Annotated in this window: 23 protein-coding genes; 10 read left to right on the forward strand and 13 right to left on the reverse strand. The window is 51.8% G+C overall.

What is annotated here, in order from left to right; genetic code table 11:
• The 9 genes from KO503_RS12975 to KO503_RS13015 all read right to left on the reverse strand — a co-directional run bounded on the left by KO503_RS12975 (position 1) and on the right by KO503_RS13015 (position 7,243).
• Positions 1–204 carry a phage head-tail joining protein gene (locus KO503_RS12975; protein WP_215991968.1) on the reverse strand — a complete coding sequence of 68 codons (204 nt, stop codon included), beginning with the start codon at positions 202–204 and terminating at the stop codon, positions 1–3.
• Positions 201–2,339 (reverse strand): phage terminase large subunit family protein, encoded by a 2,139-nt coding sequence (locus KO503_RS12980; protein WP_215991969.1) that lies wholly within the window; start codon positions 2,337–2,339, stop codon positions 201–203. Before KO503_RS12980 ends, KO503_RS12975 begins: the two co-directional genes overlap by 4 nt.
• Before the next feature lie 14 nt (positions 2,340–2,353).
• Positions 2,354–3,052 (reverse strand): terminase small subunit, encoded by a 699-nt coding sequence (locus tag KO503_RS12985; RefSeq protein WP_303507098.1) that lies wholly within the window; start codon positions 3,050–3,052, stop codon positions 2,354–2,356.
• 130 nt (positions 3,053–3,182) lie between these two features.
• Positions 3,183–3,884 carry a hypothetical protein gene (locus KO503_RS12990; protein ID WP_252731082.1) on the reverse strand — a complete coding sequence of 234 codons (702 nt, stop codon included), beginning with the start codon at positions 3,882–3,884 and terminating at the stop codon, positions 3,183–3,185.
• Positions 3,885–4,041: 157 nt separating this feature from the next.
• Positions 4,042–4,809, reverse strand: a complete 768-nt coding sequence (locus tag KO503_RS12995) for a hypothetical protein (protein ID WP_215991970.1) — start codon at positions 4,807–4,809, stop codon at positions 4,042–4,044.
• A 52-nt stretch (positions 4,810–4,861) separates the two neighbouring features.
• The gene (locus KO503_RS13000) at positions 4,862–5,449 is read right to left on the reverse strand and encodes a hypothetical protein (RefSeq protein WP_215991971.1); all 588 of its coding nucleotides are present in this window, start codon (positions 5,447–5,449) and stop codon (positions 4,862–4,864) included.
• Between the two features lie 199 nt (positions 5,450–5,648).
• Entirely contained in the window at positions 5,649–6,275 is a 627-nt protein-coding gene (locus KO503_RS13005; protein WP_252731070.1) for a hypothetical protein, read from the reverse strand.
• Positions 6,272–6,637: a hypothetical protein gene (locus tag KO503_RS13010; protein ID WP_215991972.1), complete on the reverse strand. Its 366-nt coding sequence runs from the start codon at positions 6,635–6,637 to the stop codon at positions 6,272–6,274. The genes KO503_RS13005 and KO503_RS13010 overlap by 4 nt, the downstream gene beginning before the upstream one ends.
• Before the next feature lie 132 nt (positions 6,638–6,769).
• Positions 6,770–7,243, reverse strand: coding sequence for a hypothetical protein (locus KO503_RS13015; RefSeq protein WP_215991973.1), 474 nt, complete (start codon positions 7,241–7,243; stop codon positions 6,770–6,772).
• Positions 7,244–7,638: 395 nt separating this feature from the next.
• Between KO503_RS13015 and KO503_RS13020 the strand changes: the two genes are divergently transcribed.
• The 10 genes from KO503_RS13020 to KO503_RS13065 all read left to right on the forward strand — a co-directional run bounded on the left by KO503_RS13020 (position 7,639) and on the right by KO503_RS13065 (position 15,088).
• Complete coding sequence (locus KO503_RS13020; RefSeq protein ID WP_215991974.1) at positions 7,639–7,941, forward strand: helix-turn-helix domain-containing protein; 303 nt, start codon at positions 7,639–7,641, stop codon at positions 7,939–7,941.
• A 271-nt stretch (positions 7,942–8,212) separates the two neighbouring features.
• Positions 8,213–8,470: a hypothetical protein gene (locus KO503_RS13025; RefSeq protein ID WP_215991975.1), complete on the forward strand. Its 258-nt coding sequence runs from the start codon at positions 8,213–8,215 to the stop codon at positions 8,468–8,470.
• Entirely contained in the window at positions 8,467–8,676 is a 210-nt protein-coding gene (locus KO503_RS13030) for a LuxR C-terminal-related transcriptional regulator (RefSeq protein WP_215991976.1), read from the forward strand. The genes KO503_RS13025 and KO503_RS13030 overlap by 4 nt, the downstream gene beginning before the upstream one ends.
• Positions 8,673–8,981, forward strand: coding sequence for a DUF4326 domain-containing protein (locus KO503_RS13035; protein WP_215991977.1), 309 nt, complete (start codon positions 8,673–8,675; stop codon positions 8,979–8,981). Before KO503_RS13030 ends, KO503_RS13035 begins: the two co-directional genes overlap by 4 nt.
• Positions 8,978–9,241 (forward strand): hypothetical protein, encoded by a 264-nt coding sequence (locus tag KO503_RS13040; protein ID WP_215991978.1) that lies wholly within the window; start codon positions 8,978–8,980, stop codon positions 9,239–9,241. The genes KO503_RS13035 and KO503_RS13040 overlap by 4 nt, the downstream gene beginning before the upstream one ends.
• A 16-nt stretch (positions 9,242–9,257) precedes the next feature.
• Positions 9,258–9,680: a hypothetical protein gene (locus tag KO503_RS13045; RefSeq protein WP_215991979.1), complete on the forward strand. Its 423-nt coding sequence runs from the start codon at positions 9,258–9,260 to the stop codon at positions 9,678–9,680.
• Positions 9,681–9,712: 32 nt separating this feature from the next.
• The gene (locus tag KO503_RS13050; protein ID WP_215991980.1) at positions 9,713–10,696 is read left to right on the forward strand and encodes a DUF2303 family protein; all 984 of its coding nucleotides are present in this window, start codon (positions 9,713–9,715) and stop codon (positions 10,694–10,696) included.
• 113 nt (positions 10,697–10,809) lie between these two features.
• On the forward strand, positions 10,810–11,070 hold the full coding sequence (locus KO503_RS13055; RefSeq protein ID WP_252731071.1) for a pyocin activator PrtN family protein: 261 nt from the start codon (positions 10,810–10,812) through the stop codon (positions 11,068–11,070).
• A gap of 423 nt (positions 11,071–11,493) precedes the next feature.
• Positions 11,494–12,507: an AAA family ATPase gene (locus KO503_RS13060; protein WP_215991981.1), complete on the forward strand. Its 1,014-nt coding sequence runs from the start codon at positions 11,494–11,496 to the stop codon at positions 12,505–12,507.
• Positions 12,476–15,088: a S8 family serine peptidase gene (locus tag KO503_RS13065; RefSeq protein WP_215991982.1), complete on the forward strand. Its 2,613-nt coding sequence runs from the start codon at positions 12,476–12,478 to the stop codon at positions 15,086–15,088. Before KO503_RS13060 ends, KO503_RS13065 begins: the two co-directional genes overlap by 32 nt.
• A 186-nt stretch (positions 15,089–15,274) precedes the next feature.
• On the opposite strand, the gene KO503_RS13070 is transcribed toward KO503_RS13065, so the two are convergent.
• The 4 genes from KO503_RS13070 to KO503_RS13085 all read right to left on the reverse strand — a co-directional run bounded on the left by KO503_RS13070 (position 15,275) and on the right by KO503_RS13085 (position 22,015).
• Positions 15,275–17,812, reverse strand: coding sequence for a DEAD/DEAH box helicase family protein (locus KO503_RS13070; RefSeq protein WP_215991983.1), 2,538 nt, complete (start codon positions 17,810–17,812; stop codon positions 15,275–15,277).
• Between the two features lie 175 nt (positions 17,813–17,987).
• Positions 17,988–18,866 (reverse strand): hypothetical protein, encoded by an 879-nt coding sequence (locus tag KO503_RS13075; protein ID WP_215991984.1) that lies wholly within the window; start codon positions 18,864–18,866, stop codon positions 17,988–17,990.
• A 464-nt stretch (positions 18,867–19,330) separates the two neighbouring features.
• Positions 19,331–21,025, reverse strand: coding sequence for an adenine deaminase (gene ade, locus KO503_RS13080; RefSeq protein WP_215991985.1), 1,695 nt, complete (start codon positions 21,023–21,025; stop codon positions 19,331–19,333).
• Positions 21,026–21,034: 9 nt separating this feature from the next.
• Complete coding sequence (locus KO503_RS13085; protein WP_215991986.1) at positions 21,035–22,015, reverse strand: siroheme synthase; 981 nt, start codon at positions 22,013–22,015, stop codon at positions 21,035–21,037.
• Between the last annotated feature and the right edge of the window lies 1 nt (position 22,016).

Here is a 22,016-nt window from a genome sequence, read left to right on the forward strand (position 1 = left end):
TCAAGTTCCCTTGCTAAACGTCGGGAAATGCTGGCGCGCACGTGGTTTTGAGGCCAATGCGCGTTCCATGACGGCGATTTGTGTGTGCATTTCTTCCAGTGATCGATAGGTGATTTCTTCACCCACGGAATTGCGCAGTTTGGTGACGCCCTTGGCAGCCGCTGCCCGCAGATCATCCAGCTGTGTTTGTGTGTACTGTGTCAAAACCAGTTTTTCCTTGGGTTGATCCAATCAGAGGATCCGCGTGATTTGCGGGCCCCATGCGTTTCAGAGTGCATTGGCGTTGGCGTTTCAAAAGTCTCAGGTTCAATCGGCTCAGGCGCGCCGGTCCAAACCGCCACCGGATTGGTCACGGCAAGAACGGCCCAACTTGGTGGATGCTTCCAGTTGATCCGCTCACCCTTGATCCAGATGTGTTTGGCGCGTGCCATAACGAGGTGATCAAGGCTTTCATTTCGCACCATGCCAGGGCGCTTTTCCCACCCTTTGGTCGTGCGCCGCTCCGCTGTGAATTCCAGCAGTTCAGCTTCACTCATCCATTCCGCAATGGCGCAGTGATTTTGCCCTGCCTCGGTCAAACGCAAAGACGTGGCCACCGCATCTTTGATCCGGTCTGTTGCCATGTTCAGTGTCAAAATATCTTTGGCCACACGTCGCTTGCCGCTGGCACTTTCAGGCGCTTTCAACCAAACGCGATCTTGCATATTGGCCCCGGACCGACCTCGCGTGATAAACCAACGATCCTGTTGCCCTGCGCGTTTGCGCCCTCGATAAAAGGAATAAGCATTGTCAGTTGTCGCGCCGCCACCTTGTTGGTCCACACTCAATGCGATTGCCTTTAAGGACCAATCACTGTCCTCAATCGGCCAAGACATATCCCCCAGTGCAATCAGCACATCCCAATCTTCGGCCACTTCAAACGGCTTTAGAGTGCGCCCTTTTCCAGAAACGCCAACACCCGGTGCAGTTGCCGGCGGTGTATTCAGCTCAAACCTGTCGATCGGCTGGTGCCGGCCCATTTCGCCCCATGCCGTTGCTCCGACAGAAAAGTAGGTCCCTTGCACATCGACTTCGACGGTCACGTATTTGGTCCACGTCGGCGCAATCCCTTTTGGCACTTTGTTCCCACGCGCTTTGTCTTTGAGGCCTTGCAACGTGACCTCCATGTCAGAGGTCGCGCCACGTGGTTGATATGGCCGCGCCTGCCCTGTGTTCATGGCCGTTTTCAGGCTCTCTTCGTCGCCCGTAAGTTTGAACTTTCGCACCGCGCTCTCATATTGCGTCACAAGCTCTTTCCAGCTTGAGAATGATGCCGCAGCCCCGTCCAACCAGTAACTCAACAGATCCGCACGGCGCACTTTGCCACTTGCCAAGGACGCTGTTTTCCCGTCATCCGTTTCATGCAACCAGCTGCCATGTTCATTGAGTTCACGCTTGAGCACATGCTCGAACACATTCGCGCAATGTGGGCACCGCATAACCGCAGCTTCACCCTGTTCCACCGGATCAAGACTGTCAGGATAGACAAGCAGATCAAACGTTGGCTCAAACAAAACACCGCAGCATGGGCATGGCCAATACCAACGGCCCCGCGTGCCTTCTGGATACAAAGACAGCACGCCGTATTTCACCGGCGGACAATCGTGTGGCGTTTGAGGTCGCCACGTCTCATCTGTCAACGGCGCGCCAGGACTGCTTTCCACAACAACCATGCCGCGCGACAGGAATGATCGCGCCCGCGCGCGCATCAACGTATAGGCATCCCCTTCGCCATCGATGCTTTCAGGGAAGTGATCGTAATCCGTTCCCAACACCAAACGGATCGATGTCGAAGACAGTTTCGTAATTGTCGGCCAATCCAGCGTGAGTTGCGTGCCGCCCGAAAACAGCTTTTGGTACATGTTGTCAGCACCGCGCCCCGATGAGAGGCGCTGCCTCAGCTCCGGACTGTTGCGAATTGTCGGCGCCAGCTTATTGCGTTCGAATTCTGCTGCCGCATCCCGCGTCATCTGAAACAAAGCCACGCGCCCCGGATCACTCGCAATCGTATAGGCAATGGCAGCTTGCAGCATTTGCGTTTTACCCGATTGCGACGGGCCGCAAAATGCAAGGCCGCGGTACCGGCGCGAGGCAATCATATCGGTCGGCTCAACCATATATGGCGTCACATCGCGGCGAAACGGTTGCCATTGGCCAGACACATTCACGCGCATATAACGCTCGGCAGCTGCTGTAACGCTGATTTGCTCCGCAGGTCTTAGCGATGGCAGCGCAATTTTGAGAGCAGATCGTGGATCTGTATAGGGTGGCAGTGGCTCATAGTCGTGACGCATATTCATGATCACCGCCCCTTTCAAATGGTCCACTGCCGTTGCACCTCAACATCTTCAACGTCGCGTTCACTCAGTTCCTTTTCCTCAATTATTTCACCCAAAGACGAGAGTAGATCTGCGCCAATCCGTTGCACTTTATCCACCTCGGCAGGCTTCAAAGACAATTCACGCTCAAGCACATCCGGCATCCCTTCGATCTTGTCTCTGACCATCGAAAATATGGACTCGATCATCTCAACAACATCATCCAGTTGCACCAGTTGCCGGCGCATATGCATGGCTTTGCTGTGCGCAATATCAGCCTGCGCCAGGGCCGCGCGTTCCTTTGCCGAAAGAGCCGCACGCGGATCTGAAACATCGAGACCTAAAAAGCTCGCTTGCAGTGCATTGATTTGATCTGCGCTGTGGGCTCGGCGTTGATGTTCTTCATGGTCACGCGCACATTTCCACGCCCAACAATGAGACAACCGCAGCACATAGGCTTTGCCGTTTTTGCCCTCTTGAACTACAGGCATATTCTCAGAAGAGATCCACTTTGAAATGCTGTTGACCGATGTGTTCAATGCCGCTGCCATCTCTGACTGGTTCATGTCGGCATCGCTGACACCTTCCGGCAAAGGATGCTTTTCGAGCAAAACAGCAAGGCCAGCATCAAGGTCGATCGACATCATTTTTGGAGCGTCATTGTCAGACTGGCCACGATCAGGGACATCTGGCACGTTCAGGTTCCTTTCACAGTGACAACCACAACAACAACCCATTCTCCAAGCGGCGCGCCGAAAAAAAACGCGCACAAATCGGGGTGCGAATTACCCCTGTACGCGGCTTTCTATGGAAGGACCCGCGTGTTTAGCTGCGGGCCATAACCTTGTGAAACGTGCGCTCAAAGTGAATAGGAAACCGTTTTTCAAAGACCTCTTCGGCCCCATCGTAAAAGCCAAGCCGAGGATCATACTTCGGCATCGCAGTCGTAAAGTTTAAGATTTTGGTCAAGTTGCGCTTGGCGTCACGCTTCCAAACACCCGCCGACAGGTTTGATCCTGACCTCGGCACGAAATACCCAACGCGGCTCTTTCGTTTTGCCTTTGATGTAACCGTGCTGTTGCTGCGCGCATCTCGTTGCGATTGAACCGCCGAGAGCACTTGATTGCGCTCGCCTGCGGACCACTTGCCATATGAAACCCTCTTGGCATCCTTGGTCGGAATGACACCGTGAATTTGTCCGTCATACGCCAGCTTGGCAGACATCAAGGTCTCAAGCCCTGTTTGAGGCCGCACGCCGCCAGATTCTTGGATTTTCAAAAAGTGACGTTTACCAACCGAAGGCCGCTCTTTGACCTCTGCCAGCATTGTGGATTTCGTGGCCCGCCAAACCATAAACGCATTGAGCGCCCATGGCGTTGGATCATCGAACACGACCTTCATTCGGTCTTGGATATGTTCAAGCGCATCAGCCGCCGCATCATTCAATGCCCACATCGCAGCCGTTGGCACATGCTCTTTTTGTGCTCGGCTCATACCGCGTGACAGATCAGACGCATCTACATTCATTGTAAACACAGCCACCTCCACCAATGTTAGAAAGCACCACAAACAAAAACGCCCTATCGTTTCCGATGGGCGTTGCCTATGCGCGCTGGTCGCATTGAGTGATGATGATGTATCTGTAGTATTTCGTTGACCAAACCGTCAACACCTATTTTTGCCCTTAGCCTCTAAAGCCCTGCATCCGATCCAGAGCGCCGCGCAGCGCCACCCTAAGGGCCAACAAGTTACGTGAGCTTTTTGACCAATCATATTTGCCCAAAACCTCACTCAGCGACAGCCCGTGCAAACACACCATGCGCACCACATCCAAGTCAGAGATCATCTTGCAAGCGCGCCCGTCACCCCGCTTGGATGGCCGCACTTTGCGCAAAGCCATCGCCACACCGCGACCAACCCTGCGCTCAAGTGCCTCGAACTCTTGCCGCGCAGCCAGACGCAGATCAACAGCATCTAAGCCACCGCCACCACCGGACACACGATCCTCAGCATAGGATGTGCCGCAAACGCCCCCGCTGTGCAGGCTCTCGTGCAACCCAGCATAGTAGCGCGCCATCGACACCTGCCCTGCGTTGAATGGGTCCTCAAACACAGCTTTCACATCTTTTGCTTTCGCCCTGGCATGCACGTTGAGCGCCTTTGCTCGCATCATGTCGAACACATCGCAGCGATGCATCACCGAGCGCTTTTGCCAGCCCGCATGCTGGAACTTGTCTGTTGTCCCTGGCACAAGCTCTTTCGGATTGCTGATCCGCACGGCCCCGCGTGCTGGCGCGCTTGGCACCTCAGGCCCGCATTGCGCAGGCACGGCCCCAGCCGCCTTGATCTTAGCCACGCGATCCGCCTCAGCGCGCAACCGTGCTGTGCCATCACTCCCGACCACAATTACCGACGTGGTTTGGTTTGTCTGTGCCTTCAAAGTTCTTGCCATCAACATCTCACCACCCTGCCCTCTATCCATCGCCCTGTTCATTGTCCTGATTTCAAGCTGCGCCAACTTCGGACGCTTCGCTATTTGCTAGGCTCTCGCATTTGCGCATCGCCGCGATCCGCTTGTCGCGCCATCCTGCATCGAGGGCAGAGACGGCCTCAGCCCGCGCCAGCTTCCGCTCGATGCTGTGTTGGCGATCCCGTGCGCCTTTGGCGCTCTCCAAAATGCGTTTCAAAGCAAACTCGGTCGGCCAGCGCCGCGACTTGCGCAGATCCACCAGCAACTCAGGCGCCCAATCATCGCGCACCGCGCCCCTGCCCAACTCATGCGCGAACACCGCGCGGATCAGGGGCGAATTGCTTTCATCAGGACGCTGGATCACAGCCGCCCATTCCAGCATCTTATTTGCGATCGGAAACCTGTCGTGGTCTTTGCCGCTGGGGCTGGCCGCTGCCTGTTCTTCCAACGCAGCCAAGTTCACATCGCTCATATAGGCAAGCCGCGCGCAGAGATCTTGCACCATGTCCTCGAACTGATCTTTCGTCATGCTGGACGGTTTCACCAGCCCGCGCCGCAACAGCGGCATGACCAACTGTTCCCTCACACGCTTTTCGCCTGCCGCCTGTTTTGCACTGTTCATTTTGACACCTACCCTTTTCTCAGCAATTCCGACTTATCCACAGCCTCTGCGCCTCAAATGGAGCGCAACTGCCAATTTCTTTTTCTTTGTCTTTGTCTCTATCCCTATCGTAGAGGACACTTTGGAACTGTCCGAAGACTGTCTGAGACTGTCTTGAACTGTCCTCAGGACACTTCTGGGACAGATTGAATTTAAGGAATTACGGTCGCCGCATGCCAAGATCGAGCATATGATCGGACCAAGACCGCAAGGCCTCCTCAACGACGCTTGAGGTGCGGTAAGCCACGCCTTGCTTGACCAAATACTCGTCGATCCAGCGCACAGCGGCATCATTCTCAACAAGCTTGGCATCATATCCCGCCAGCGTGGATCGCAGACGTTGCAGCCGCTTGGCGGCGTTGGCCGCCTCATTCTTGGCGCGATTGTCTTCGCGCCGCGACATCGCCTCATTGAGCGTGCGCAAAACCTGACTGTGCATCAAGCGCACTTCGCCGCCATCGCATTCGCATTGCACCCAATTGTGCAGCGGCCCAAACGGCAGCTTGCACAGAGCCTCAAAGTGGCCGCGATCCACCATCAGGATCTTGGCCAGAATAGCAGGATCTGTCGGCAATGTGCCGACCGGCGCTTGATCGTAAGAGATCCAGATCAAATCGAGGTAGAGCGCGCGGCACTCTGGCGTGCCTTGTAAGCGCATCCCAGAATTGAGCCACCGCCGGCGTTCCCAAGCCACAAAGAAATGGCTGTCGAGACGGTTCTCAGCACCGTAGGGATATAATGGCAGCTCAGAACCCGATGTTCCGCCGACGACTTGAAAGGCATTCATGGCGTCGCATCCTCCCCAACCTGCGCCAGCCGCTCGAACTCGCCCTCAGGAAACAGCATTGCGCAGGCGTCTTGCAGATCCCGCAACTCGCGCATCATGCCGGTAGAAAGCTCGAGCCGCGTATCCAAAACGACGAAGCCGCTAAAGCCCTTCAACACAAAGCTGGCCCCGCTGGCCTGCACAAATCGCATCACTCCAGTGCCGTAAATCAGCGCCCCGCGCCGCACGGCATGTGCTGGCGTCAGCGCCCCGCAGCGATCCCGTGCAAAACGTTCATCCGCCGCCCGCCCGACAACAAAGGCGACATGCCGCCCCTGTGCTGCGACCCGTGCGCAGGTTCTCAACTGCTCTTCAAATGTCATTGCAAAGCCTTTCTGACCCGCGCGGATCAAATAAAAACAGGCGCGCGCCTCGCCCACAACGCGCGCGCCCTATTTCAGCCATCGGGAGGAGATAATGGCCGAAATTCAAAAACTGTGAGAAAACAAGGTCCGTCATCGCGTGCCCTCGACCGTCCGGCGCAGCGCAGCGCGGAAACTCACCGCCACGGCGATCAGCTCATCCAATTCGACAAGCTGTTCGCTGGCTTCTTTAGTCGTGTAACAACTCGGATTTTCCGAGGATACAGAATGCGCCTCAGCATCCTTGGTCAACACATCCGAAAACTCTTTGGCGATGCGGTACATGTCCGATGAGGTGACGCCAGCCAGATCAACAGGCTGAAACACCCCGCCCGCGAGCATCGCAAAATGCTGTGCGATCGGCGTTGCGGCACGCGGCTCGATCCGCCCCAAACTGTCGAGATAGTTCACCCCGATCCCACCTGGGCGATGTTCGCTGCGCTCGGTGCCGTAAGATAGCGTCGACACACCAATCCCGAGATCGATCGATGCATTTTCCAAACCGCCAACCGCGCCATAAGCTTCGCGCACAGCGTTCTGAATGCTGCCGGGTCTAGTGTAGCGCATGTGAGAACTCCCTTGGGCATTTCACAAGACGCGGGCCGCGCCGCGTGGCAATTTGGGGATAGGCACCAAACATCATGCGACCTCCTCTGAACAAGGCAGCAAAGACACGAACGAAAACAAAGAACGCGGCGGTGGAGATTGACCGGTCTCAACGGACAAGTCGCACAAGGCACAATACCAAGCGGCCGGAAGCACCCCCGCCTGCATATGTGTGTGGACCGTGGTTGGTCGTTTCCCAAGCCGAACAGCGACGGCTTTGTAGCCGTCTAAATTCGAAATCAAACTGCGAACATCATTTTCCATCATACCGCACATTAAGTACGGATATTTCGGACTGTCAATAATATTACACTAACTTCTGTTCGATTTTTTCGGACCAAGGTATAAATGAGCCCATGGATATCAGTGCAAAAAACCTACTTTTCAGAAAAGATGACGGGACAGCAGAAGCGGTCTCAGTACGGATAAAGGCTGCACGCATAGCTGCGGGCTTTGTGAAGCAAACCGATTTTGCAAAAGCCTTAGGTATTTCTAAGACAACGTACAATACACAAGAAAAACTAGGAAAACCTGCTATTTCAACTATTCGTTTCCTATATGTAAACCATCGAATTGATTTCAATTATGTCTTCAATGGTGACTTTAATCATCTTCCTGGTGATGTGCAGCTCGCCTTAGAAACGGCTCTCGCCGCTTAAGTGCGACAGTCGGTGAGATCAGCCAGTTACAGTTGAATCCTATTTTTCTTAAAAATCTCAAAATTAGAATCATGCTTAACTCGCTAATCTAAAATGATTTGTTCTTTTTTTGTTCCGAACGATACCGCGCAAGGGGTTTCGTTGCAACAATTATACGTCCGACTATTTCGGACAAAATGCTTTACAGTACGGAAAAATCGGACTACCAATCTCACCATCAACCGCAGAAGACGCCACAGGCAGATCGCGGAATTTCATGATGGAGAGACCGATGTCAAAACTTCAACACAAAGACTTTTCGCTCAAAGGTACCAAAGCACCTGACTGCCCGTATTTCGTCAATAATCTTATTTTCGGCCTTGATCCTTTGCGCATCGATCACGCACAAATCATCGTGGACACGCCGCAAAACCATCCCAAACTGCGCCGCGCATTGGCATTCCGCACCCTCAAAGAAGCACGCGGCGAAACGGTGAATTCACAACGCCTGATCTTATCTGCGCTCACATCGGTTGAGGGCACGGCATGACATTCACACCTGCTGAAAAGCGCGCCCTGCCCCTGCTCACGCAGCCCGAAAAGATCGCGGCCTACCGTTTGGGCGTCAGCCAAGCGACATTCAAATTTCACAAGGCCAACATCATCCGCAAAACAGGCACGGCAAACCTATGCTCGGCAGTTGCGACACTGGCAGCGCAGGGCCAAGCCTTTGAATGCGTGGAAGCGCGCGCATGAACATGGTCACCAAAATCAATCGCCCGCGCCGCATCTATGCCACCTGTGAAAGCCAAACGCCTGCGGGTGCCGTATTTATAGGCCCCAAATCGGAATGGTACCCAAAAGGGACAGTTCATGACAGCACACCAGCGCATGACCGCGAACTTTACAGGCAGATGATCAACGCCCCGCGCCACTGGCGCAAGCGCATCGCGATCCGCAACGAGCTGCGCGGCAAAGACATCGCCAGCGCCTGCCCGCCTGAACAAGAAAGCTTTGTCGACGTGCTGATTGATGTCGCCAACAGCGATGAAATCGCATGACCCGTTTCAATCGAATGCCCCCTGCGCAGCAGGCTGGCATCCTGTGCAACGATCCGCAGTTTCAAAAGTTCGCAGCCATCCGCAGCGGCATGCCCGACACCAAATTCTGCGCCAGCGCCGCTGCCCAATACCTGCGCGACACATGCAAAATCGACAGTCGCCGTGAGCTCAACACAGACACGGCAGCCCAATCAAACTTCGCAGCCCTGCGCACAACATTCGACGCATGGGCCGGACGTGTAGCATCGCCTATCCATTGAAAGGATTCCACCAGTGATGGCCAACAGAAAACCACCGACAGAAACCGCAAACGTGGAAAGTCACGACCCCTACAAAATGCGCTCACTTGAACAAATCTTAGCGCTCTTTGATGGCGGCGAGTTCTTAACCGAGATCATGGACGGTCATAAAAAGCTCCAAATTGACCTGCTAGAACACAACGATCTGCACGGATCGAAAAAGTGCCAAGGCTCAATGACGATCAAGGTCGACTATGCGCTTGGGAAATCCGGCGATGTGTCTATGGGCGCAGCTGTCAGCTTCAAATCGCCACAAAAGCCAGCAAGCAGCGCTGCAGCTTATCTAAACGATAACGGCGAATTGACACTCTACAGCCCCTTTATGGCGCGGATGCACCAACCAGTCCGCGATGTATCAGACCACGATCCTGAAACCGGCGAAATCCGCGATATCGACTAACCCAAAGTAACCAAAACAACGAAAGAAAACCAATGTCAGATCAAACTGTTCTCGAAAACCCCGTTCAAACCATGCGTGACGCGATGGAGGAACTTGGTGCACATGCAGAAATCAAGGCCCCAGCAGAGTTTAATGCAGCGGCTGTGCACCTTGTTTCCGTGCCCACCAACCGCGACATCGAAGACCTTTCTCCCCACTACCGCGAGGCAGCAGAATACCTAAAACCCCTACGTCGCCAAGGCACAGCACAGCTTGAAGATCTGCAAAGCCTGATCGACTGGACAAATCGATTTAAGGACGAAACGTCAGCGCTATTTGCGCAGCCTGATATGGAAAAACCATCTTTGATAAGCATCGCAGATTATCACGCAGAAGGCCCAAAAGACGACACAACCCCAACAGGCGACGCAACAGCCCGTCATTGCAATCATCGCGCCACCTATAACTTTCCACTTTCAAACGAGTGGAAAGACTGGATGAAAATTTCCGGTGAACTTCTCGACAAAGACGACATGGGTGAATTTATCGAAGCCCAAGCCAAAGACATCCTGGACCCAACACCCAACATCCTCTCAAACAAAGAGGCTGACAGCAATGAGCCATGGGAAAACCGCCTAATCCGCACAGCCCAACAAATCGAAGGGCGCTACGGCCAACTCACACAATTGCTCGCCATGTCAAAGCAATTTCAGGTCTTTGAAACAAGCGACATCAAAGTATCGACAAACCGCGACACGGGCGAAAGTGAGATCCAATTCCTTGATGAACACAAAGGCCCAGACGGTCGACCACTCAACATTCCAAACCTGATCATCATCGCGATCCCTGTGTTTGTCGGCGGTGCGCCTTACCGCATGGCTGTGCGCTTCCGCTACCGCAAACTGGGCGGGGTGATCAAGTTCATCTTGAAAATCTACAATCCAGAAAAGGTGTTCGAAGCTGCATTCGATGAAGCTATCGAGAACGCAAAAGACCAAACCAACCTGCCCTTGTTCAAAGGCACGCCGGAAGTGTGACGCATTGGTCTGGGCCGACAATCGCGCGGCCCCATCCCATGAGTCGGAAAAATGGGAAGAACTAGAGCCATGACAACCCCAATGCTGCCAATCCCTATCAAAGAGGTTACGACATGAACACTGCCTTTCTCCTAATGGCTCAATATGAAGGGCAAGCGGTCATTCCGGCGGACAAGGTGCGCGCTGACTATTTTTCGCACCTGACACTGCCCACATTCATGCGCAAGATAAATGAAGGCCAGTTGGCGCTGCCCCTTGTCCGCATGGAAGCCAGCCAAAAATCAGCCAAAGGCGTTCACTTGCAGGATTTGGCTGACTACCTAGACGCCAGACGCGCCGAAGGCCAACGCGAATTCAAGCAGATGTATGGCTAGGGATAGGAAGTTGGTGCTTTTTGTAGAAGAAAGGGCGGATAGCTGCCGCTCGCAACAACTTACGCTATGGTCTGCAATATCCAGAAAGTGGATTCCTAAAGCCCTAAACGTGGAACATTGCTGATAGAACAGATATAATGCAACGCTAAGGCGACAAGGGAAAAAAGATTACAACCCGTTGCACCTCAGATCCAGAATTCCCCTTTTGGCATCGCATCCACTTTAACATCGTTGAGGTTCTGAAAGCTGAATTGCAACGTAAGCCAAAACTTAATAAATTCCTAAAAATGATGTGAATTCCACCATCAAAGAATAAATAGGTAAGTTTTGGCGTAAATCGGTTCTATTTTTATGATATCGGGTGACTTTCCTTACTATCGGTTTATTATCATTCTGAGTTGAAGTTGAGGAAAGTAAAACTTGATGGCGAGAAGCGATCTGATAATCGATCTAGTAAAAGCTGGTATATCTGGTGATCAGGGATCGGTCCGTGTGACAGCTGAGGCGATCGCAGCGGATGAGCGGCAGAAGAAGCATACAGGGGTCGCTGATAGAATAGCAAAGGCTCTTGTTGCCACGCCAAAGCCTGGAGCCAACGGAAAATCCACACAACCTGCAATGCGTTTGAAGGATGGTTCAGGAGGAATTCAAAGAAAGGAACCAGATCGATCAATTGACAGTCTATTCCTTGAAAGACAGACACGCATCGCGTGTAGTGAACTTATTGAGGAGCAACAGCGGGCGGACGTCTTGCGCGCTCATGGTCTTGAGCCACGTCATCGTTTAATGCTGGTCGGCCCCCCCGGCAATGGAAAAACGTCTCTTGCTGAGAGCCTGGCATATGAGTTGGCACTGCCTCTTTTTGTAGTCAGATATGATGCGATTATAACAAGCTATCTTGGTGATACCGCCACACGTCTTCGCAGGTTGTTCGACTTTGTAAAAACAGAGCCATGCGTTTTGTTCTTTGACGAGTTCGACGCGATCGGAAAAGAACGCGGAGATGTACATGAGACGGGGGAGATAAAACGAGTAGTCACGACGTTGCTCTTGCAGTTAGACGACCTACCTTCATACTGTGTTTTAGTTGGGGCAACGAACCATCCAGAGTTGCTCGACAGAGCAACTTGGCGGCGTTTTGAAATCAGGCTAGAATTAAGTAAGCCGAATGATGATCAAATGATTGAATTTTTCGCCCAAAAAATGAAAGATTTTAATGGCAATTTTGGGTTTACAGCAAAACGTTTGAGATCCGCCGTCGACCCAAAGAACTTTTCTGAAGCAGAAGACTTTTTTATGGATATTCACCGAAGGCACGCATTAGCTCAGGGCGCAATAACCTTCCGTACACTAGTCAAAGATCGCGTGAGCGCTTGGGCTTCGCAACATGGAAGAATAACATTAGATGACAGATCGACCGATCCTTCGGCTGTTTGATCCGACAGCAACAGTACGACTTAAAGGTAAGCAAGATAAACGTCGCCGGCCGAAGGGTATCGGACGTCAAGGTCAAGGCGCACGGATGGGCGATAAGTTTCGTCGATTGGATGAGGCCTTTCGCGGAGAGAACGCTGAAATTTTTCTGAGGCAAGATCCTGGCGGAATTGCACCAGAGCGCGCACTGGTTTTTGAAACCATTCTCCCTATCCATAACTTTCAGAAAGCCGCAACAAAAATTGGTTTTGAACTTCTCATAGAAGATCGACTAGACGATGGCTATGATATCCCAGAGGCACTGATCGACGATAATATCGGAAACGCCACTCCAACTCTTTATGCAACCATGCCGACGACCGAGGACCTGCAGCGCTTGCTTCAGCTATGGAAGGCTTATCAAAAGGGAGAAAACGCGCCGTACGGCCTTGCACCGTGGTGGAATTTATTCGGAATGCTATTAAACCTTCGCTTGTGGGGGCCTCAAGACAGGCTAACGCCAGAAGCAAAGGCTGAATTCCTTCAGAGATTATCATACGATGAAGGTGAGACTATACGCCTTGAACTCGAAATTTGGCCCACCGCAAACGCGGCAACGCGCGTAAGGTGGCATGACGATACCCGGGCGAGAGTGGAAGCGCTCAATGGCCGGTTGGTATCGCGTAGCTCAATCGATCAAGACGGCTTCATCTATGAAGCAATTCTCGTTGAAATGTCATGCGAGTCTGTCCGTACGATGTTGGCCAATCCCTTTGCTCCAAACGGGCTTGCTACAATTGAAGGCCTTCAGTTTATTTTGCCTCATACAATAGGTCAGTCGTTTCCAGACTTAACCGACGATGATCCTGCAGCTGAAAATGCTGAACAATTTGAACCGTTCGACACAATGGCACCGATAAGAGTTGTGCTTCTCGACGGAACACCGATTGCCGCCCATCCAGCACTTAATGGCGGGGTAGTCATAGAAGATGTCCATGACCTTGTACGCCTCTCCCAAGTTCAACATCGCCGACATGCGACATCAATGGCATCGCTCATTTTGCGTGGTGATTTGGGTGCAGACCGTGCTCCAATAAGAAATGCTCGCCTTCTTTCTATCCCTGTTCTTGTTGACAGCGAGCATGGTGCCACATCACCCGATGACCGCTTGTTTGTAGATCTTGTTCATGTCGCATTGGTACGAGCATTCCTTGGTGAAAATCCATTAGCTCCAGACGCATTTGTAGTAAATTTCTCAATTGGCGTAAAAGGTGGCCATTTTGCTGGCCGGATTAGCTCTCTTGCACGGTTGCTCGATTGGTGGGCGGACCAACAAGGTATCCTGTTCATGGTGTCTGCAGGAAATGTGCCGGATGATCTTATTATACCAAGTGTCACTTCGACGGCATTTGAAGACGGTTCTGAGGTCGAACGCCAAGCGCACGTGAGTGAAGCCGTTCGAAACGCTCGTCATTTACGAACTTTGATGGCGCCTGCTGAGGCTATGAATGCTCTGACAGTAGGTGCAATGTCGCGCGACCTCGTGGAACCAGCTGGGCCGCAGCAGGCTGGATTTGTGAGTTTGGGAGATGATGAAACGTTGCCCGCATTATCATCCGCTGTTGGCCTCGGTGCATTCAAGTCGATCAAACCCGATTTTATTAATACCGCCGGCGAACACGAGATCAGAATATATCCGTCTGGGTCAGATCTTAGATTAAGAGTTGTTGATCGCACCCAACGAACAGGCTTGGTCACGGCGACAGTACAAAGAGGTGTACCCTCCACATACCGAACGCGGGGCACAAGCTGCGCCAATGCGCTGTCGACGCGCGCGCAGCTTTCAGCCGCAGCGGCACTGACTGAAGAAGGCGGGCCTTACCATGATCAAGAGTTAAGTACGCGCGACTTGGCCTTACTGACAAAGGCATTAAGCGTAAATGCTTCGCGTTGGCCCGAAAGTGCGCATCGTTTATACGAGTCAGAAAAGGCGCGACTTAATGGAAACTTCAGCCAGGCTAAAGAGGAGGTCTGCCGGTACTACGGTCACGGTGCTTTGAATGAGCGGCTTATGAGTGAGGCACCAGAACTTGGTGCAACAATGATCGGCGCTGCGACCATTCGAAAAGACAAAGCAGCAATATTCAATATCCCGCTGCCTTTATCCCTCTCAGGAGAACGCGTTGGGCGCTCCATGCGAGTATCAATTGCGTGGTTTTCTCCTGTCTTGGCGACACGTGCACGTTATCGTTTAGCGTTACTTGAAGCTGTTCCCCATGGTATGGACCTCACTGGAGAGTTGATAGTCGATGATGGCTGGTGCTTGGATATGACTGCGCATCAACTTGATTCAAATATTATTAAGAGAGGTACTGTATGGTCTCGGCGGTTGATCAACGGTGGAGCAGTCGTACCACAATACGGCGATGGGAAGGTTTTGCCGGTTCGGGTGCAGTGTCGAGATGGCTCGGGGGGCGGCTTGAGTCCTGATGAGGACATTCGATTTGCCATTGCCATATCGCTAGAACTGGAGGCAGAGACTTTGTTCAATATTCATCAAGAGATCCAAAATCGTCTAAGTCTTAGAGTTCTGGCTGGGCAATAAGCTATGTAAGAAACCACGGGTATGCGCGATTTGTGTAGTTTGCAAGGCCTGAGGATGGCTCAGATTAGACCTGCGCCAATGGCCGAATACGCTATAGCGCAAACGGCCACTAGACCCAATCAGGTACCCGATGTGAATTCTTAGGCTGGGATCATAGGCAGGCGGCGCAACGCTGCACCAAACAATCTAACGTGCAACATCTTTGAGTTTCCTCGTGTAACTATTATTAACTGAATCGCTGGTGAGATCAGTGACGGTCAGCTTGTAAAAGTTTAGCATTTTCTGAACGCGGGTGGATGACAGGTCTGCAAAGTTTTGGCTTTGGAACGATTTAAAAAAGTCTCGGACTGCTGTGACCAGACGCTTCAAATCCGCTTCTCGAACGCCTTCGACCTCATGCGTCAGCGCAGCTGCACTTTCAAGTTTTCCTGCTGGGTGGATGATCAACCGCTTTACAGACATACCTTTGTAATGCTTTTCGAACCATGCGCATGAACGGTTCATTTGCTCAGTCTCTCGTTTGTTTATCTCAGCTCGCAAAACGTCAACTTCATTTTTGCATTCGACAAGTAAATACGTTTGAGTATCCAATGCCCAAAGGTTGTCAGGGCCTTCTTTCCATTCTTTGTCAGGACGTTCACCTGCAAAGCCTAACGCTCGGCTCAGTTCATCAAGCGCTCCTTCGAACTTGTCTGCCTTCACCCCGAAAGCCAACCGGCTACATATGTCAGACACTGCGATATCGAGATCGTTGTAGTTGCCCTTCTGTTGCACCCAATCAATGATACGCTCAACTCTACCGTGACTTACCACAGTGAGCTTAGAGACAGTTACGCCACTTGTGGGTTTCAGCAACAAACGATCCTTACTGTGGGCCGCCACTTGAAGGTTTTGCGCCTCGATGCGATCAAATTCGTATAGGTATCGCGCCCTTTCTTGCAGATACCAACCTTTGTCCTCGGCACTGACTTTGCCACTATCCAACATTGTCTGAATTTTCTCGCTCGCTTCACCGCCGCGGCCCAACATTGCAAGCTGTTCAGCTTGTAGTTCGACCTCAAAGCGTTTGAGTGTGTTCAAATCCGCAGACTTTGTAGAAATATTTTTCATATTATCAATATAGTAGGCTTTCCAACCATCATTCCTGATCAGGCATTGATTGATGAGCCCGTTTAGGGCCTCATTTGGAGCATCGCCTTGCGAGATGTCATCTTTCGCCCATGAGGATATCTGCAAACCAATTTCAATTTGCATAGACATTTGTGGTGAAAGGTATTTTTTGGTCGCAGGGTCTCGCACCAATCTTACCAACTCGGGACCTACTACGATAATAACTGAGTAGTCTTTCTCGCCTCGAACACTACGGCCCAATCCTTGCTCAATGGAACGTATGGTGCGCATGAGTGTGGCTTCGCTGTTTGGGCGACAACTCTCTTGGTAAACATCCGACAAATTCTCAGAGAATGGCTTTGAATCAAAGATCAAAATTCGACACGAATTATCTGGCAAATCTATCCCGTCGTATCGATTTACGAGTACGACCGTTTGCTCGTATTTGCCTTGTTTCAGGGTCTGGACGCTTCCAGCAAGTGTATCTTTATCGGCGACCAAAGAGCCATACGACTTCCAGTCTTTGGATTGTGCAAAACTCGGTGAAAGTGCGACGACGCCACTCCCTCGATTAGCATTTTTTCCAGCGTAAGCTTGAACAATGTCAGCTCGCCTTAGGCTCTCATCTATCAAGGAGGGTAGTAATATCATTTTCTCGCCAGACCATGTCTCCTTATCGTAGACCAGCGGGCTAGCTATCGTTTCAGGTTTGAGTTGGAGGCCCTTAATAAGGAACGAGTCATCCGTAACGGTAGCAGACATGAAAATTCTCTGCTTGGCGTTATGGAAAGAGCCAAACGCTTCAAGTGGCGCTAGGTGGGGTTCGATTTCGATAGCTTCGCCAGATATCATATATTGGCAATGGTTAAGAATATTTTTGAGTAACGGCCAAGCAAATTTTATTGATTTTCGTTCAACGTTTGCGGCAAGAATTTTTGCAATTTCGGCATTTCTTCCTGAAATGGCCCAATAGGGCACCGGCAAAATTGAATCTCGCGCGCCATTCTCTATTTCAGCGTATGTACCGACGCCTTGGGCTTCTAAATCAGTTGAGAAGAGCGTTTTGAGTGCTGCATATGCCGGTTCGTCTTTTGGAATTCTTATTCTACATGCGTCCCTTATGCGATCAGAGCAGATGTGAGAGTCATCCATGAGTACAGCACCCACGGAAATTGAAGCGCTGTTAAGCCCAAATTTTGTTCGTCCGTTGAACATTTTCTGAACTGAAGTGACAAGAATTGAGGTTCCATTAAGAAATTCGTCAGGTAAGTCGCCATCCGCCTTGCAGGTTTTTACACCAAATTGTTTAGCCTGTTCACATGTCTGTTCGATCAGATAATTGTCAGGACATAGATATAGGGCAGGTCCTAGGCCTTGGTTTAGGCGTGATTGGAGCATCAAGAGTCCGATGAGAGTCTTACCCTGACCGGTATGAAGTTTAACGATTACATCTTTGGTGCCTTGAAGGTCTGAAAACCACGTTGCTAGAACACCTTCTTGTGCAGGACGTAATGGCCCCTTGTCATGCGCGCGATCTAGACTGTCGTAAATGTCGGATGGATTGGCGGGCTTTACTACTGTTTTACCTGCTAGGCGGCTTCTAAAATCAACCAAATTAAATCTCCAGAATCACGTAATGTTATAATTACTTAACCTTGCGTTAACTGGAATAATAACTCAACCGCGAGTGACGATTTATAGAGAGCCGAAAAGCGATTTTCGTTTTATGCTGGGAATGGTCATTAGGCGCGATCCGCAGAAAAATCCGTTTATGGCCGTATTGACTTCGTCATATCGCATTGCTCCAGTGCTCTTTAAACACACGGCACTTCTCGTGATATTCACTTTCGGAGTGCCAAGTCACCTCGTAGAGGTTCTGAATTTGCTCCGACGTATACCAAGTGTTCTGAGGCAAGTTCAATTCTAACTCATCACATAATTGACGCGAAGCGGCAACGAGCCTTTCTATTGTGGCCCCCAAGTGAACCAAGCCATGTTTCGACGCAGCATTCCAGCGGAAAGTAGGGGCGTGCTGGAACCTAATGCGCAGCATTATGAGGTTTTTCAGTCTTTCTATTTTTTCGGCTCGGAGCTCCGAGGAGTCCGGACATGAGAACCAGAGGAACTCATCAATCATCCGGTAATCCGAGAGGATGGCAAGGCTTTCGAAAGCCTTTGGAGACGTTCCTTGTATTTGACGTCCGCCAATTTCTCTATCAATAAAGATGCGTGAGCCCTTGCCAGAACCCTCCAACTGAGCAGCTCTTGTTACGGCGTTCCCGCAAATGAACTGTCCCATTCTCTTGTTCGTTTTGTTCGGCTCGATGATCTGCCCGTAGGTCATACCACCTCTAGCAAACACTCCGCTTTCGGCATTTCTTTCGAAAAGCGTCTTGGCTGCGTCAACAACTACACTTTCATTTCTTGACCATAAAAACGCACAATCAGAAAGTTGCGCAATCTTCAGATTCGTTGTTTTACATTTGCGAAGGTTCTCGCGAAACTTTGACAGCAGAAGAGCGCAAAAAAACTGATTGCCACCCGACTTTTTAGAGCACGGGTTTAGTGCTCTGAAGTCAATTTCCTCGACTATCGAAACGGATGAAGTGGTCAATGCGCTGATGCCTAGGATATCAACGAACAATACAGCCCCCTCATACTCCTTCATGAAACAACCTCTTCAAAACTTGAATTTTTGTAGATATACATTGATGTCCGCATGTCGAAGAAGCAAGGCTAATTCCAGAGATCACTCCAATCTCGTTCGGGATTGGCCTAGGAGGTGCGATGGTGGGCATCTGCTTTGACGAAGCTGTTGTACAGAAATGTAAGTCGCTCCCAAGGTCCGCATAGGGCCGTTCACTCTATTTCTGGAGTAAGATGATTGCCTAATAACCAATCTCTTTTCGCATTTCAGTCCGCACTGAACAACACGCTGAACAACATACGTATTTAATCACCATAGGGCGTTGAATATAAATGAAATTAACTGTGATCCGTCCACGCCATCATCGGTGCAACGGACAGGCGGGCAGCGGTGTTAAGATCGGGCTTGGGCATCATCGTAAACCATCCTTTGAAGCGCAGCTATTTGACCGCTGCGCTCGCTGGCGTCAAGTCTTGACGCAGGCCTTAGCTGATAATCTCAAATTTATGCACATCCACCATCCCGCGGTCGGTGATTTTTAGCGCAGGGATCACCGGCAAGGCCAGAAACGCCAATTGCAAAAAAGGCTCTTCCAGAGTGACGCCCAAAGATTTCGCCGCCACGCGCAGATCAATCAACGCATCGCGCACCACTTCAAACGGTTCAAGGCTCATCAGTCCGGCCACAGGCAGCGCCAATTCGGCCAAAACCTTGCCGTCTGAGGCAACAACAAATCCACCTTCGATTTCGCTCATCCGATTGGCGGCCAGCGCCATGTCGTCGTAATCCACGCCAACGCAAGCGATGTTGTGATGATCATGGCAAACGGTCGAGGCAATCGCACCAGATTTCAGCCCAAAGCCTTTGACAAAGCCGCTGGCGATGTTGCCGTTTTTGCCATGTCGCTCTATCACTGTGATCCGCGTCAAGTCACGCGAAGGGTCCGGCTTTTTATCGCCATCTTCAATCGGGATCACATCTTGCAGGTGCTCGGTAATGATCTTGCCTTCCAGAATGCCGATCACATCGGTGTCTTCGCGGTTGCCGGTGGTGCGAAAATCCTGCGCAGTCACCCGAGGCGCTTTCACCGAATTACGGGCCACAGGTGCTATCTTGGCACGGGCCTCAAATGCCTCAGAATTCACCTCAACACCACCACAGAACACTTTGGATGCATTGCAGTTTTCCAGACTATCGATGACAACAATGTCGGCGCGTTTACTGGGCGCGATCATGCCACGATCTTTCAAACCAAAGGCCTCAGCCGCAGACAGGCTGGCGGCGCGGTACACCGCCAAAGGCGAACAGCCAAGCGCAATCAAGGTCCGGATCATGTAATCTAAATGCCCGTGTTCGCCGATATCCAAAGGATTGCGATCATCGGTACACAGGCACATATAGGCAGAGGTGATATCGGTCAAAAGCGGCTGCAAGGCGTGCAGGTCTTTGGACACAGAGCCCTCGCGAATAAGCACCCGCATGCCCTTACGCAGTTTTTCACGCGCCTCATCAAACGTTGTAGCCTCATGTTCAGTGCGAATGCCCGCCGCGATATAGGCGTTAAGATCACGCCCTGACAGCTGCGGACAATGGCCGTCGATGTGCTGATCTTCGAACAGTTTGATCTTGGCCATGGCGCTTGGGTCGCGAAACATCACACCGGGGTAGTTCATGAACTCAGCCAAGCCGATGCTTGAGGCATGCCCCATGACTTGTTTCAGATCATCTGCCAGTAATTCTGCCCCAGCGGTTTCCATATGGGTCGAAGGCACGCAAGACGACAACTGCACGCGAATGTCCATCAATGTATGCTCTGACGCCTGTTGGAAATAGCGAATGCCATCAAGGCCAATGACATTGGCAATCTCATGCGGATCACAGATCGCGGTTGTCACCCCGCGCGGTGTCACGCAGCGGTCAAATTCAAACGGCGTCACCAAAGAGCTTTCAATGTGCAAATGCGTATCAATAAAGCCCGGCACAAGGATTTGTCCCGTGACATCAATCTCTTGTTTGCCTTCATATATCTCAAACACACCTGCGATGCGGTCGCCACAGATGGCGACATCCCCCTCAAGCAGATCCCCTGTCATCAGGTCAAAAATGCGCCCGCCTTTAAGGACGATATCTGCGATATCATCGCCTTTGGCTTGCGCAATACGTGTTTCAAGATCGGACATATTGCTCTCCTAAGACATCACGGCAGGAATGATTTCCACGGGGTGATCAAAGCCCATGACAGCGCGGTCTGCATCGCGGGCAGGCACCAGCCATACAACACGCGCGCCGTTTTCACAGTCATCAAGCGCAGCTTTGCGTTGATCAGACAAACGCCACGCGGCGGTGCCGTGGTCTTTGCCAACGACAATTCGATCCGCATCACGGCGGGCCAGCTCAAATATAGACGCAAAAGCGGGGTCTGCGGCGATGATCAAATCAGCCTCTTGCATCCGCTGCACAGCGCGCAAGGTCATCAGATCGGCATCCATCGCCCCAACGCTGACCACGGTGATTTGCCCTTGGCCCGCATCATCGGGCGCGCCACCAGCATGAATGACGGATTTGATCAGCTCGGCGGCCTCACGTTCGGCACCGCGCGCGTGCAACTGACGCGGCTTGTCAGCATAGACCCAACGCCAAAAGGCGCGCCGTTTGTCTTTGTGAACGTGTTGAGCAGCGGCAGAGCGCAATCGCCCGCCGAGCGCCACAAGGTCACCCAATTTTGGTTCAAGCACCTGTTCTAAATGCGTTTTGATCTGACGTGCCAGCACAGGGGCGGCCCCTTCGGTGCCAATGGCCACAACCAAAGGATCACGGTCCACAAGACTCGGGGTATTGGCCTCACACAGATGCGGTTGATCGACAACATTAACCAAGGCTCCAGACACACGCACCAACGTATGAATCGAGGCATCCAGCCCCGGACAACCAGAGCCGACAAACACCAAAGCAGCGCCTTTAAAAGTCTCAGGTGTGATCGCCCCGCGATCATGGCGGGCACGCCCCTCGTTCACCAGCGCTTGCAATTCATCATCTAGGCTAGGCGCAACAAAGGTGATCCGCGCCTCAGATTTCAGCATCAAACGTGCTTTTTGTGCCGCTGTTTCGCCGCCGCCCACGATGATCACATCGCGGTCCACCATCCGAAGGAACATCGGGAAGAATTTCATA

The organism is Pacificibacter marinus, assembly GCF_018860505.1.
In the GTDB taxonomy this organism is placed as follows: domain Bacteria; phylum Pseudomonadota; class Alphaproteobacteria; order Rhodobacterales; family Rhodobacteraceae; genus Celeribacter; species Celeribacter marinus_B.